9 protein-coding genes and 1 tRNA gene are annotated in these 13,629 nt (G+C 65.8%); 1 reads left to right on the top strand and 9 read right to left on the bottom strand.

Annotated features, from left to right (window positions below; all coding sequences use genetic code 11):
- Window positions 1-164: 164 nt before the first annotated feature.
- The 5 genes from ACZ0AJ_RS04135 to ACZ0AJ_RS04115 form a co-directional block, all read right to left on the bottom strand.
- Window positions 165-647: an MgtC/SapB family protein gene (locus ACZ0AJ_RS04135; RefSeq protein ID WP_499452853.1), complete on the bottom strand. Its 483-nt coding sequence runs from the start codon at window positions 645-647 to the stop codon at window positions 165-167.
- Between the two features lie 120 nt (window positions 648-767).
- Complete coding sequence (gene epsE, locus ACZ0AJ_RS04130) at window positions 768-1,568, bottom strand: polysaccharide export protein EpsE (protein ID WP_499452852.1); 801 nt, start codon at window positions 1,566-1,568, stop codon at window positions 768-770.
- 183 nt (window positions 1,569-1,751) lie between these two features.
- On the bottom strand, window positions 1,752-2,966 hold the full coding sequence (epsL, locus tag ACZ0AJ_RS04125; RefSeq protein ID WP_499452851.1) for an XrtB/PEP-CTERM-associated polysaccharide biosynthesis outer membrane protein EpsL: 1,215 nt from the start codon (window positions 2,964-2,966) through the stop codon (window positions 1,752-1,754).
- A gap of 36 nt (window positions 2,967-3,002) precedes the next feature.
- The gene (locus ACZ0AJ_RS04120) at window positions 3,003-3,746 is read right to left on the bottom strand and encodes a CAAX prenyl protease-related protein (protein WP_499452850.1); all 744 of its coding nucleotides are present in this window, start codon (window positions 3,744-3,746) and stop codon (window positions 3,003-3,005) included.
- A gap of 40 nt (window positions 3,747-3,786) precedes the next feature.
- Window positions 3,787-5,688, bottom strand: a complete 1,902-nt coding sequence (locus tag ACZ0AJ_RS04115) for an ATP-binding cassette domain-containing protein (RefSeq protein ID WP_499452849.1) — start codon at window positions 5,686-5,688, stop codon at window positions 3,787-3,789.
- Window positions 5,689-5,916: 228 nt separating this feature from the next.
- Here ACZ0AJ_RS04115 and ACZ0AJ_RS04110 point away from each other — a divergent pair.
- Window positions 5,917-5,991, top strand: a tRNA-Arg gene (locus ACZ0AJ_RS04110).
- A gap of 1 nt (window position 5,992) precedes the next feature.
- On the opposite strand, the gene ACZ0AJ_RS04105 is transcribed toward ACZ0AJ_RS04110, so the two are convergent.
- The 4 genes from ACZ0AJ_RS04105 to ACZ0AJ_RS04090 form a co-directional block, all read right to left on the bottom strand.
- A complete protein-coding gene (locus tag ACZ0AJ_RS04105) occupies window positions 5,993-6,517 on the bottom strand; it encodes a MarR family winged helix-turn-helix transcriptional regulator (RefSeq protein WP_499452848.1) in 525 nt (174 codons plus the stop codon).
- Window positions 6,518-6,524: 7 nt separating this feature from the next.
- Window positions 6,525-8,162: an AMP-binding protein gene (locus tag ACZ0AJ_RS04100; RefSeq protein WP_499452847.1), complete on the bottom strand. Its 1,638-nt coding sequence runs from the start codon at window positions 8,160-8,162 to the stop codon at window positions 6,525-6,527.
- 126 nt (window positions 8,163-8,288) lie between these two features.
- Entirely contained in the window at window positions 8,289-8,969 is a 681-nt protein-coding gene (locus ACZ0AJ_RS04095) for a response regulator (protein ID WP_499452846.1), read from the bottom strand.
- Window positions 8,970-9,013: 44 nt separating this feature from the next.
- The gene (locus ACZ0AJ_RS04090; RefSeq protein WP_499452845.1) at window positions 9,014-13,306 is read right to left on the bottom strand and encodes a hybrid sensor histidine kinase/response regulator; all 4,293 of its coding nucleotides are present in this window, start codon (window positions 13,304-13,306) and stop codon (window positions 9,014-9,016) included.
- Window positions 13,307-13,629 lie beyond the last annotated feature (323 nt).

Raw genomic sequence — 13,629 nt, 5'->3', positions numbered from 1 at the left:
GCAGCAAGAAGTTGGCAAACAACAACAAGATAGCCGGTGCAACAGCGGGTCAGCGCATGGCGTGATTCAAGCAGTTGTCATGGGCGCCGATGCACTGGAGGCGTCGTGGAGCCTCAGCGCTGGCACGTACACCTGGCCTACTGGCGTACGCTGCCGCCCCACTGTCAGTCAGCGTTGCGCTTGCTGGGCGAGCGAACGAACGCGAGGATGACCAGTCCAAATAGCGCACTCAGCACTGCCGTGCCTTCACGCCCCATGCCGGCGGAAACGCCGATGGCCGCCGTCATCCAGACACTGGCGGCAGTGGTCAGCCCCTTGATGTCGTTCTGATCGCGCTGCTTGAGAATCGCGCCGGCACCAAGGAAACCAATTCCAGCCGTAACCCCTTGCAACACGCGCGACAAGTCCTGGATCGTCATCCCGGCCTGCAAAGGAATCAGGACGAACAACGCCGAGCCAACCGAGACCAGCATGTGCGTGCGCAGGCCGGCCGACGCCCCCTTGGTTTCGCGCTCATACCCAAGCAAACCACCCAGCACCGCCGCCACCAGCAGACGCACGACGATGATCGTCACATCTTCGGCATCGCCCAGATCGGAAAATTCGTGTTGAATCGTCTCCCAGCTTTGTGTCCACCACCCTTGCATGCCTCTATCCTTGATCAATGTTTTTCAAGGAAATGATGCCATCCATGCAAGAAGTGTGTCGCCACGCTGGCCCTGTTGGGCTGGTGGCAACGTAACAGTAGAGGCGAAGGCAATGGCCGTCTAGAACCAGCTTTCGCGCACGACAATCACGTCATCGACCTGGACGATGTCGCTGGCACGGGCATCGAGCGAAACCGGCTGACCGCCAACTGCCTTGCGCGTGATGCGGATGCCATTGCTGCTGCCGCGCGGACTCAAGCCGCCGCCAGCCGACAAGGCTTGCTGAACCGTCATGCCGCGCTCGAGCCGGAATGGTCCCGGACGACTGACTTCGCCGGTGATATACGCCCGCGGCGCCCGTTCGACAAAGATGATGTCGCCGCCGGCCACTTCCACATCCCTGTCGAGCTCGCCCGTACGCACCATGTCGACCACATCGATGGTCTCGCGCAGGGTCTTGCCATCGCGCGTGCGCACCAGGCTGATCATGTCGCCACCATCGCTGTGGATGCCACCGGCCAGCGCCAGCATGTCGAGCACACGGCGGCGCCCGTCCACCGGATAGCGCCCGGGCCGGTTCACATGGCCAAGCACCGAAATCTGCTGGCTCGCCAGGGTCGTCACCAGCATATTGACCTGGGCCTGCTTGAGGTAGCCGCCCTTTTCGAGCAGGCTTGCGATGGTTTTCTCGGCCACCGCCACCGGCATGCCGCCGACAGCCACCTGCCCCAGCCACGGAAACGTGAGATGGCCGCTTTCACTGACCCGGGTCTCGATCGACAGGTCGGGACTGCCATACACCGACAGCTTGACCACGTCCCCCGGCCCCAGCAGCACTTCGGCCGCGCCGGCTGCGCTCATACCCATACCCATACCCAGCATCAACGCCAGGCCCGCGATCCATATGACGATACGCTTCATGATTCCTCCAGCATCGGTGATCGTTGCAACGGGGCGGCAAACACACGCCCAACATGCCATTCGATGCGTCAGCAACCCATCGGTTCCACCAAAAAGCCGCCGGCCTGACTGCGCTAGCGCCAGCGCAACCAATGCGCGTTTTCTCGCAAAAAAACCATCGACCTCACGTCAACAGAATCGCCATCAGAACAACACATTGGCGCTGACCTGCACCACGTTTGCATCGAACTTGCCAATGCCGAGCCCGGAAGCGGTACGCGCCTGATGGACCACTGTGGCAACGACCTTCACCCCGGGCCGGGCCTGCCACACGGCGCGCACGCTGGCCGAACGGATCGCGTCACGCAGCGCATCGGCGCCGGCAAAGTCGCCCCGCCCCGTGTAGCTGCGCCGCTCGTAGGTCGCGCTGGCCTCGAGCGCCAGCCTGGCGCTGGCCGCCCAATTGACGCCAATGCTGACACCCTTGTTCAGCGTGTAACTGACGAACGGGCTTTCGATGGGCGCGAACTCGCGCCACACGCCCGCTTGATAGCTGACCTGCCCGCGCGGTGTGTAGAACGCATTGATGCGGCCGTTAACGCCGCTCGTGACGCCTTCGCCATACGATGGCTGCTCGCGCCGCACGTAGCCGGCCAGGCCCTGCACCGTGGTCGAGCCGGTAGCGAGCCAGTTCACACGCAGCTTGAGTTCGTCCTGCGTGAAATCGTCCGTCAGCATCGTAGCGACAGCTGGGCGCCGATACGGATAACTGCCCTTGACGCGGCGTGCGACCAGGCCCAGCGCACTGCCGCCCCTGGGCTGGTACAGCAGTTCGGTCTCGAATGCTTTTTCAGTGCGGTTGTTGAAGCGCTGGATCGCCAGGTCGTAGCTTGCCTTGTCGCGCTCGGCGCCTGCGCGCAGCTTCCAGCTCGGGTGCAGCTGCCAGCCGGCATCGAATGCCTGGCGCCGCTGCTGGCGCAGGTTGCGCTGGTCGCTGTTGAAGTCGGTGTACGGCGCGAGTGTCCGGATATCGAGCGCCTCGATACGGCCGTCGAACTGCGTGCCGAGGTGCCAGAACCACGTCGCTTGCAGGTCGTGGCCAGTGTAGTCGAGCTGCCTGAAACGATCGAACGCGGTCTTCGACACGCTGGCCGTGGCGGCAATGCGCTGGCGGCTGATATGTTTGTCGAGCGCCACACCCGCTTCGAATGTGCGGTAGCTGTCGCTGCGCCCGTCGCCGAACGCGGGTGCTCCGTCGGCCTGGCGCAGGAGATTGTCGTCGTGGGCCCAGCCGATACCGGCAAGCAGTTGTATCCCTTCAGTTGACGGCGTGGGCGCCGCGCCTGCAGGAACGCACCAGAGGGCACCGGCGCACAGCGCGACCGGGGAAAGGCGATGCAACGCTGAAGGGACTGGCATGGTCGTCGTCTTCCACGGGTCGTACTACCGGAGGAATCACCAGAATTGCCAGCCCCCTGTGTAGACGACCCAGACGCCCAGCAACCCATTCGTGACAGCGTGGGCCAGGATGGGCGACCACAGGTTGCGGTGCCTCATATACAACACGCCATAGGCCACGCCAGCCACAATACCGGCCAGCCACAGCGTGTGTTCAAAGCCGAACAGCACGCATGGGATCACGAACGCCTTGAAGCCGATACGCGCCGGATCAACGAGTCTGAAGTTGGCGTGTTCGACCCAGCGCATCAGGAATGAGCGCCAGAACAATTCTTCCATGACGGGCACGACCAGCGCCGCGCCGGCGATCCGCAGCGTCACCATCAGCCAGTCGATCTCGCCATGCGTGCGGGGATCGTAGCCGGGCGAGCTGCCCAGCAGCATCCAGGGCAGCGTCAGATTGACCCACAACACCAGCACGATGATGCCAACGACCATGGCAACGAGCGTGTGCGAGAGGCGCAAGCCGAACCGGTGCAGCTCGTCGTACTGGCGCCAGAACACGGCCAGCAGCGCCAGCACGGCGCCGGCCTGTACCGGATACAGCCAGCGCAGGTCGGCGCGGCTCATGCCCATGCGCTCGAGCAGGTCGCCAACCACCATGAACAGGATATAGGTGCCGAATGGCAGGATGCGCGCCCAGGCGGCGCGGGTGAGGAAAGGTTCGTCGGCCGCCGGGGCCGCAGACCCGGGACCGGGGCCGGCTGGCCGGGCGGCGCGCGATTCGTTGTTGTCGATCATGAAAAGTCGCTCCGCCCGGCCATTGCCCGCCCCTGTTGGATTACACGCCGCGCGAGCGCGCTTCGATCGTTTCCCAGCGCTCGAGTGCGTCGAGCAGCAAGTCTTCGATTTCGGCAAAGCGCGCATTGATGCGCTTGGCGTCGGCCGGGTTCTGCTTGTAGAAGTCCGGGCCGTTGAGCTGCGCCGTGATGGCCGACTGTTCATCTTCCAGCGTCGCGATCAGCTTCGGCAACTCTTCCAGCTCGCGCTGCTCCTTGTAGCTCAGCTTGACCTTCTTGGCAGCGGGGGCCGCCGCCTCGTCCGCTTTCGGTGCGCTGGTCTTGACCGGCGCCTGGACCACCGGCGTTGCGGCCTTGACGCGTTCCCAGTCGGTATAACCACCGACAAATTCGCGCCACTTGCCGGCGCCTTCGGCCACGATCACCTGCGTGACGACGTTGTCGAGGAAGGTGCGGTCGTGGCTGACCAGGAACACGGTGCCCGTGTATTCCTCGAGCAGTTCTTCGAGCAGCTCGAGCGTGTCGATGTCCAGATCGTTGGTCGGCTCATCGAGCACGAGGCAGTTGGCCGGCTTGGCGAACAGGCGCGCCAGCAGCAGGCGGTTGCGCTCGCCACCAGAGAGCGACTTGACCGGCGAACGCGCGCGTTCCGGCGAGAACAGGAAGTCGTTCAGGTACGTCATCACGTGGCGGCGCTGGCCATTGATTTCGACCCAGTCGCTGCCCGGTGCAATGGTGTCGGCCAGGCTGGCTTCTTCATTGAGCTGGGTGCGCATCTGGTCGAAGTACGCGACGTTGAGCTTGGTGCCCAGACGGACCTTGCCGCTGTCGGCCGTTTCTTCGCCCAGGATGATCTTGAGCAGCGTCGTCTTGCCGGCGCCGTTCGGTCCGATCAGACCGACCTTGTCGCCACGCATCAGGGTGCCGGTGAAGTTGTCGACGATGACCTTGTCGCCATACATCTTCGAGATGTTCTCGAGATCGGCAACGATCTTGCCCGAGCGTTCGCCCGTGGCGACGTCCAGCTTGATCTGGCCCTGCTGATCGCGGCGCACCGCGCGCTGTGAGCGCAACGCTTCCAGGCGGCGCACGCGGCCTTCGTCGCGGGTGCGGCGTGCCTGCACACCCTTGCGGATCCACACTTCTTCTTGCGCCAGGAACTTGTCGAACTTGGCGTTTTCGACTTCTTCATTGGCCAGCAATTCTTGCTTGCGCGCCTGATAGGTCGTGAAGTTGCCCGGGAACGACAGCAGACGGCCGCGGTCGAGTTCAATGATGCGGGTGGCAACGTTGTCTAGGAAACTACGATCGTGGGTGATGAACAGGACCGAGCCGCGGAATTCGCGCAGCAGGCTCTCGAGCCACTTGATCGACGTGAAGTCCAGGTGGTTGGTCGGCTCATCCAGCAGCAGCACGTCCGGCGCCGACACCAGCGCCACGGCCAGGGCCACGCGCTTTTGCATACCGCCAGATAGCGTGCCCATCAACGCGTCGCCCGACAGGTTCAGGCGATCGAGCGTGGTCTCGACCTTGTGCGCCAGATTCCAGCCATCGTTTGCGTCGAGCTTGGTCTGGATCACATGCATGCGCTCCATCAGCGCGTCGTCGTCGCCCTGGCCGAACTTGCCGGTCAGTTCTTCGTATTCCGTCAGCATCGCCTGCTGGTCGCCCATGCCGCCGGCAACCACGGCAAACACCGTCATGCTCAGGTCAAACACCGGTTCCTGCTCGACATAGGCGATGGTGACACCCTGCTGCATCACCAGCAAGCCATCGTCCAGGCGCGAGCGGCCCGAGATGACTTTCAGGAGCGAGGATTTGCCGGTGCCGTTGCGGCCGATGAGGCCGACGCGTTCGCCGGTCTCGAGGGAAAAATCAGCGTGGTCGAGCAGCGGCACGTGGCCGAAAGCAAGTTGAGCGGAACTAATGGAGATGACAGCCATGATCGGTATGCGTTTCGTCGCGCCGAAAATTTTTGGCGCGGGGGGAAAAGGTGCGTTGATTGAATAAGGGGCACATTGTACCGACTGCCGGGCATGAACCTGCATTTCTATTTCGATCCCGGCTATAATTGCAACCGGTTCACGGTACCAGCCCGCCCTGCGGGGCCTGCCCGCCGGACTGCAGGCCTGCCCTGCTTCGCGCCGTCAGCACCTGGCGGCGCGGGCGTCCTCCCCGTAGCACAATGGATAGTGCACATGCCTCCTAAGCGTGGGATACTGGTTCGATTCCAGTCGGGGGGACCAGCTACACCCCGTCATCCACCCGTAAACTGCGCTTCATGGTCGACAACAGCGCGATCATCGTCGCCTTGTCTTCTGGTGCCACGTCGGCCAGCATTTCCTCGATCCAGCGCTCATGCACGGCCGCCATCTCGTCGAACGCCGCGCGCCCCGCTGACGTCAGCTTGACGGCCGACGCGCGCCGGTCGTTCACATCCTGCACCCGCACCACGAGCTGCTCGCGCTCGAGCTGATCGGTAATCCCCGTGATATTGCCGCCCGTGACCATCATGCGCTTGGACAGTTCCCCCATGCGCAGGCCATCCGGATGCCGCTGGAGCTGCGCCATCAGGTCAAAGCGCGGCAGCGTGATGTCGAACGTCGTGCGCAGACGGCTGCGGATTTCGTTCTCGATGCGCGTCGTGCAGGACAGCATGCGCAGCCACAGGCGCAGCGATTGGTGATGTTCGTCCGTCAGGCGGCTTTCCATGTCCAGCTCGCCTGCCCCGCCCATCGCTGGGTCTTCTTCACGTCCATCCACTTCCTGCATGCTGTCCTCAATCTGCGTTCGTGCGTAATTTAAAGCGTTGTAGTTTACCGGTTTCGGTGCGAGGCAGTTTTTCCTTGAACAAAATGGCCCTGGGGTACTTGTACGGCGCGATCTGCGCCTTCACGAATTCCTGCAATTCGCATGCCAGCTCGTCCGACCCCGCCCGCCCTGCGCGCAGCACGACGTGGGCCTCGACCACCTGGCCGCGTTCGGGGTCGAGCCGCCCCACGACGGCGCACTCGGCCACCGCCGGATGGTGCAGCAGCGCGTCTTCGACTTCGGCGCCGGCGATGTTGTAGCCGGCCGAGATGATCATGTCGTCGGTGCGCGAGCGGTAGTAGAAATAGCCGTCGGCGTCCATTTCGTAAGCGTCGCCCGTGATGTTCCAGCCACCCTGCACGTAATCACCCTGGCGCTCGTCGTCCAGGTAGCGGCAGCCGGTGGGGCCTTTCACGGCCAGGCGCCCGATCACGCCCGGCCCGACAGGTACGCCGTCGGCATCGAGGATGCAGGCCTGATAGCCCGGCACCGGCTTGCCGGTCGCACCTAGCCGGATGGCTGCGCCCGCGCTGGCGATGAAAATGTGCAGCAGTTCGGTCGCACCGATCCCGTCGATCATCGCCAGTCCGGTGGCCGTTTGCCAGGCCTCGCGCGTGGCCAGCGGCAGCGGCTCGCCGGCCGACACGCTGGCGCGCAGGCTGGTCAGGTCGAAACGGTCCGCCTGCGCCGCCATCAGGCGATAAAAGGTCGGCGCCGTGAAGCACACGGTGGCGCGGTAGTCGGCAATGGCCGCCAGCAGCGCCTCGGGGCTCAGGCGCTCAAGCAACACACCCGCGCCACCGACGCGCAGCGGAAACAGCAGCAGGCCACCCAGCCCGAACGTGAACGCCAGCGGCGGCGTACCGATGAAGATATCGTCGGCACATGCCTCCAGCATGTGGCGCGGGAAGCAGTCGCACACGGCCAGCACGTCGCGGTGAAAGTGCATGGTCCCTTTCGGGATGCCGGTGGTGCCGGACGTGAAACTGATCAGGCAGACGTCGTCGCGCGCGGTGTCGGCGGCGATGAACGGGGCGTCGTGGCGGGCCATCCGTGCTTCCAGCGCATCGGGTGCATCGGGCGCCGGCGCACCGAACACCAGGACCGGCACCTTCAGGCCTAGCGCATCGACTTCGTCCACGAGACCATCGGCGCACAGTACCGCATTGATGCGCGCCTTGTCGGCGATGGCGCGCAGTTCGCGCGCGCGCAGCAGCGGCATGGTGGGCAGCACGATGCAGCCGGCCTTGATCACGCCCAGGATGCAGACCGCCATCATCGGGCAGTTCGCGCCGCGCAGCAGTACGCGGCTGCCGGTGGCCAGCCCGAGGTCGTGGCGCAGCACGTAGGCGATCCGGTCGACCTGCGCCAGCAACTGGGCGTAGGAGAGGCGTTCACGCGCGCCGATCAGCGCCCCGCGCGCGCCCCAGCCGCGCGCGATTGCGCCATCGAGCAGCGCGCTCGCGCAGTTCAGGCGCTCGGGGTACTGCAGCTCGGGCAGATCGAACAGGAAGTCGGGCCAGGTATCGGGCGGTGGCAAGTGCGCACGCGCGAAGCCATCGGTGTGGCCGGAGGGACACAGCGCTGCACTGGTGACATCGTTCATGGCGTGATCCCCGGCTGACAACGAAGCAGTCGACCGGCAGCGCCGGTCAGGCAACACCCGCGGGATACTGTAAGTCCAAAGCACACCGGCAGCAAGGAACTTTGGCGGGCAGGCAGGCCATCGGCATCAGGCACGCGCCGCGCGCTCGATCTGGCGCATCACTACTGCCTGCGCCTGCGCCAGGCCAGCCGCCAGCGGCGCCTGCTCGAGCGCTGCGGCGGCGCCGTGCAGGCCCAGCATGCTGCAGCCGGCGCGCAGGCGCGCAAGTTGTTCGGCACCCTCGGCGCCTTCGGCCAGGCCGGTCTGCGCTGCCTGCAACTGGCGCGCCAGGCCATCGAGATACAGGCGCAGGCGCTCGATGTCGATGCCGAGCCGGCGCACCACGGCCTCCGGGGCCTCGTCATCCGCGTCGGTCGCGTCGTTTGCGTTGTTCGCGTCAGCCAGCAAGAACAGGCGCTCGAACTGGGCCCGCACGTCGTCGTGGCGGAACGGCTTGACGATGTAGCCGCTGGCGCCAGCCTGCGCCGCCTCGTCCATCGTGGCGCTGTCGGACGCCGCCGAGACCAGCACGAACGGCAGCGCCGCCAGCACCGGATCGTGACGCACGCGCTGCAGCAGTTCGAGGCCGGACAGGTGCGGCATGCGCAGGTCGCAGAACACGATGTCAGGCCGCAGGCCCGCTTCGAGCTGGCGCCAGGCATCGGCGCCGTCATCCGCTTCGACGATCGCATGGCTGCCGCAGCTGTCCACCAGATGCATCAGCATCATGCGCGCCACCACGTCATCGTCGACCACCAGCACGTTCATCACGTCTCCACCAGATTCGTCAGAACCTGCATTATAAGCAGGTGTCAGGACGGGGCGCCCGTTTCGAAGGCATCGAGGAAGCTGGCCAGGACCGGCAAGCCCGCGCGCAGGCGCTGCGCGTCGCGCCCGTCGGCGGCCGCTTCCAGTTCGGCGCACAGTGTTTCCAGCGCCGGCTCGGCCAGATAAGTGGCGCTGCCGCGCAGCCCGTGCAGGATCCGGCCCGCGGCTTCGAAATCGTCGCTTGCCAGCGCGGCATCCAGCTCGGCGCGCCGGCGCGGCAGGTCGTTAGAGAATGCCGCGCGCAGGCGCAGCCCCAGATTGTCGGCGCGCGCGGCAGGCGGCGCTGGCACCGGCGCCGCTACGCCGAACAGCGCATCGAGGGCAGCAGGGGAAGGTGCAGCCGGCGTAGGGGTAGCCGGCGCAGGTTCAGGTACAGGCCCGTCCTCGATCAGTGGCAGGACAAACCCGCGCTGCAACTGGCGTTCGATCGCGCGCGCCAGTTGCAGGTGCAGCGCCGCTTCGTCGATCGGCTTGGTCAGGAACGCGTCCATGCCGCAGGCCAGGTAGCGCGCGCGGTCTTCCCCGCTGGCGTTGGCGGTGAGCGCCACGATCATCACGTGCTGGTCGAGCACCGGCGCGTCGTGCGGGCCGCCGGCGCGGATCAGGCGCGTGGCGCTGGCGCCGTCCATCTCGGGCATGCGACCGTCCATCAGGATCAGGTCATAGCGCGTGCGGGCGCACGCCGCCACCGCTTCGACGCCGTTGTCGACGATGTCGATCGCATGCCCCATCTCCTCGACCATCAGGCGCGCGATGATCTGGTTGGTCGGGAAATCCTCGGCGCACAGGATCGCCAGCCGGTGGCTGTGCGGCGCGTGCGTCACGTGCGGGATGTGGGCCGGCGCGACGCCGTCGCGCAGCGGCAGCAGCACGGAGAACACGCTGCCCTCGCCTTCGACGCTGCTCACGCCGATGGTCCCGCCCATCAGCTCGACCAGCTGGCGACAGATCGCCAGACCCAGACCCGTGCCGCCGTAGCGGCGCGTCGTGGTGGTGTCGGCCTGCTCGAATTTCTGGAACAGGCGCGGCAAGGCCGCCGCCGGGATGCCGATGCCGGTATCGCGCACCGTGAAGCGGATCATGTGGGGGTTGCCCGCCTCGTGCTGCTCGCCAGGCCGGCATTCGACATGGATCGTCACGCCGCCCGCATTGGTGAACTTGAAGGCGTTGCCGACCAGGTTGACCAGCACCTGACGCACGCGGGTCGGATCGCCCGCCACGTAGCGCGGCACGTTGTCGTCGACCAGCACCGAAAACGCCAGGTCCAGCATGGCCGCCTGCTCGTCGAACAGGCTGGCCACATTGCGTACCTTGGCGTGCAGGTCGAAATCGATCCGCTCCAGGGTCAGCTTGCCGGCCTCGATCTTGGAAAAGTCGAGCAGATCGTTGATGATCCCCAGCAGGGCCTGGGCATTGGCCTGGCCGCGCAGGATCTGCTCGCGCGTGTTGTCGCGCAGCGCCAGGTCGCGCAGCACGAAGCCCAGCATGCCGATCACGCCGGCCAGCGGCGTACGCATCTCGTGGCTCATATTGGCCAGGAATTCGGACTTCTGGCGCGTCGCATCCTCGGCGCGCTCCTTGGCCTGGCGCAGCACTTCCTCGTTGTCCTGCAAGGCGCGGTAGGCGCGCGCCAGCTCATTGCTCTGGTGGCGGCCGCGCCGCTCCTGCTCGCGCAATTCCTCCGTCTGGAGTTCGAGCATGCGGTTCTGCTGCTCGACCTGTTCGGTGCGCGCGCTCACCTGGTGCTCGAGGCGCTCCTTCTGGTGGCGCAGGCTCGCAAAGCGGATGCGCATGCCCAGGTAAATCGCACCGCAGGTCAGGATGATCATCCCGATCCGGAACCATGCCGTGCCCCAGGGCGGCGGCTCGATCGTGATCGCCAGCGCGGCCACGTCTTCGCTCCAGACATCGTCCTTGTTGGCCGCGCGCACCCGGAACACATAGGTGCCCGGATCGAGATTGGTGTAGGTGGCAAAGCGCTTGTCGGCGCCGGCATTGACCCAGCCTGCATCGAATCCGTCGAGGCGGTAGGCAAAGCGGTTGCGCTCGGGCGCGGCGTAATGCAGCGCTGCGAATTCGACCGTGATCACGGCGGCGTCGGACGGCAGCGTGATCGCGCTCGCATGCTCGATCGGTCCCGGCAACAGGCCCGGGAAGACCTTTTCGACCGGCTGGTTGAACACCTGCAGCCCGGTGATCGTCGGACGCGGCGGAATGCGGTTGTCGTGGATCGCGCGCGGATCGAACGCGGTCAGGCCATTGAAGCCGCCGAAATACAGCGTGCCGTCGGTCGTCCTCAAAGCCGCGGTGTCGAAGAACGCGCCTTCGCTGATGCCGTCGGCGGCCGTGTAGCTGCGCCAGCGCCCGCTGGCCGGGTCGAAGCTCGAGATGCCGCTCGACGTGCTGGTCCAGATGCGCCCGTCCGCATCTTCCAGGATGGCCGACACCGAATCGTCGACCAGGCCGTCGCGCGTCGTGTAGCGCGTGAAGCTCAGGGCGCCATCCGGTCCCGTGACCATGCGGTTCAGGCCCACGCCGGTGCCGATCCAGATGTCACCGCGGCTGTCTTCAAACAGCGACTGCACTTCGTTGTGGCTGAGACTATTCGGGTCAAACGGATCATGGCGGAAGTGGCGGAACCGCCCGCTGGCGCGATCGAGCAGTTCCAGGCCCGAGACCGTCCCGACCCAGAAACGCCCGCGGCGGTCTTCCAGCAGCGGCCGCACGGTGTCGTCCGTCAGGCTGGCCGCCTTGCCCGGGTCATGCCGCAGACTCGTGAGTGCGCGGGTGCCGGCCGCCATCCGGTGCATGCCGCCGCGCGTGCCGATCCAGATCACATCATCGCGATCGACCAGCATCGAGCGCACCTGGTTGGCGTCGGCGTCGCCCGGCAGCATGTAGCGCCGGAAGCGCCGCGTGGCCGGGTCGAAGCTCGTCACGCCGGAGCGGCTGCCGATCCACAAGAGGCCAGCGCGATCGCGCACGATGGCCGCTGCCGGCACGTCGATCAGGCTGTTGGGATTGTCCTTCTGGTGCCGGTACACGTCAGCCTTGCCGGTGGCCGGATCGAACCGGTGCAGCGCGGTGGACGACCCGAGCCACAGATGGTCACCATCCTGCAGCAGCGCGCGGATCTTGTTGTCGGCCAGCGAATGGGGTTCGCCGGGACGCCCGACGATGCGGGCGAAGCCGCCGCCCCCCAGGTCGACGCGCGAGACGCCGCCATACCAGGTGCCGGCCCAGAACGTACCGACGTCATCGCGGTACAGCGCCGAGACATAATTGTCGCCCAGGCTGTGGCGATCGGCGACTTCATGGCGGAACGTGTCGAAGCGGTCGCCCTGCGCACGCCAGCGATACAGGCCATCGTCGTGCGTACCCGCCCACACGGTGCCATCGGCATCCTGGCGCAGGGTCGTGATCCATTCGTTGCCGACGCCGTCACCCGCCCCGAAGCGGCGCAGCGCGCCCTTGCCAGGCCCACCCTGGCCGTGGCGTTCAAGCCCGCCGTAACGGCCTACCCACAGCCGCTGCTGGCTGTCGACCAGCAGCGCATGCACCGGAAGTGCACGCCCGGCCAGGTCCGACCCATGGTGCTCGACGCGCTGGCGGTCCGCGCTCAAACTGTCCAGGCCTGCCGCGCTGCCGATCCAGAGGCGCCCGTCACCGCCCAGCGCCAGCGCCTGGATGCCGTCGTCGCGCAGCGTGCGCGGATCGTTCGGGACGTGGTGCCAGACGGTGAACTTGCCGGTGTCGATGTCGAAATACTGCAAGCCGTCGGCGGTGCCGATCCACAGGCCGTCCTGGCCATCGCTGATCATCGTCTTGATCTGGCGGTTGCCGGCACCGCGCCGCGCCGGTTCGTTGGGCGCAAACAGCGTGAAGCTGCGGGTGGCCGGGTCATAGCGATTCAGGCCGCCGTCGGTGCCGACCCACATGCGCCCGTGGCGATCGAGCAGCATCGCGCGCACCCAGTTGCTGGCCAGGCTGCGCGGGTTGCCGATCTCGGTGCGGTAATTGACGAAGCGGTAACCATCGTAGCGCGACAGGCCGGACTGGGTGCCGAACCACATGAAGCCGTCGCCGTCCTGCAGGATCGACAGCACCGACTCCTGCGCCAAACCGTGCTGCACCGACAGGTGCTCGAAGCGCAAGGTCGGCTCAGGAGCCGCCGCGCGCGCGAGGGGTGGGCATAGCGCGGTCAGCGCCAGCAGCACCAGGAGCAGGAACGTGCGCAGCATCGTCACGCCGCGCGCAAGGCCAGCACGTCGCCGCATAGTGCGACGTGCAGAATCGCGCCCCGGCAGGCGTCGCGCGCACCATCTTCTGTCACGCCCGGTCTGGTTTTCTGTTTGTTCGTCACGCCAGCAGGTTAGCAAATTCTGCTTGTCTTGAGGCAAATATGGGATGGAAATGGCAAGAATTTGTCGCAGACTGTCGCTTGGGTGCCCCAGTCACTCCGAATATTCGACTCTGCCTGCGTGGTCTTGTGACACGCCAAAAACCGCTTTGTCGAACCGCGCCAGACTCCAAGCTCAATTCACTTTCCGGGGGCATCATGGCACGCGATGTGTATTTGCAAATCGATGGCACCAAAGGG

The sequence above is a fragment of the Telluria sp. AC161 genome, assembly GCF_979258535.1.
Note: the sequence above shows the minus strand (reverse complement) of the source record. Positions and strands in the feature narration are given on the sequence as shown.

Excerpts from the sequence above, each read along its gene's own strand:
- ACZ0AJ_RS04135 (WP_499452853.1), bottom strand. The coding sequence starts at position 647 with ATGCAAGGGTGGTGGACACAAAGCTGGGAGACGATTCAACACGAATTT.
- epsE (WP_499452852.1), bottom strand. The coding sequence starts at position 1,568 with ATGAAGCGTATCGTCATATGGATCGCGGGCCTGGCGTTGATGCTGGGT.
- epsL (WP_499452851.1), bottom strand. The coding sequence starts at position 2,966 with ATGCCAGTCCCTTCAGCGTTGCATCGCCTTTCCCCGGTCGCGCTGTGC.
- ACZ0AJ_RS04120 (WP_499452850.1), bottom strand. The coding sequence starts at position 3,746 with ATGATCGACAACAACGAATCGCGCGCCGCCCGGCCAGCCGGCCCCGGT.
- ACZ0AJ_RS04115 (WP_499452849.1), bottom strand. The coding sequence starts at position 5,688 with ATGGCTGTCATCTCCATTAGTTCCGCTCAACTTGCTTTCGGCCACGTG.
- ACZ0AJ_RS04105 (WP_499452848.1), bottom strand. The coding sequence starts at position 6,517 with ATGCAGGAAGTGGATGGACGTGAAGAAGACCCAGCGATGGGCGGGGCA.
- ACZ0AJ_RS04100 (WP_499452847.1), bottom strand. The coding sequence starts at position 8,162 with ATGAACGATGTCACCAGTGCAGCGCTGTGTCCCTCCGGCCACACCGAT.
- ACZ0AJ_RS04095 (WP_499452846.1), bottom strand. The coding sequence starts at position 8,969 with ATGAACGTGCTGGTGGTCGACGATGACGTGGTGGCGCGCATGATGCTG.
- ACZ0AJ_RS04090 (WP_499452845.1), bottom strand. The coding sequence starts at position 13,306 with ATGCGGCGACGTGCTGGCCTTGCGCGCGGCGTGACGATGCTGCGCACG.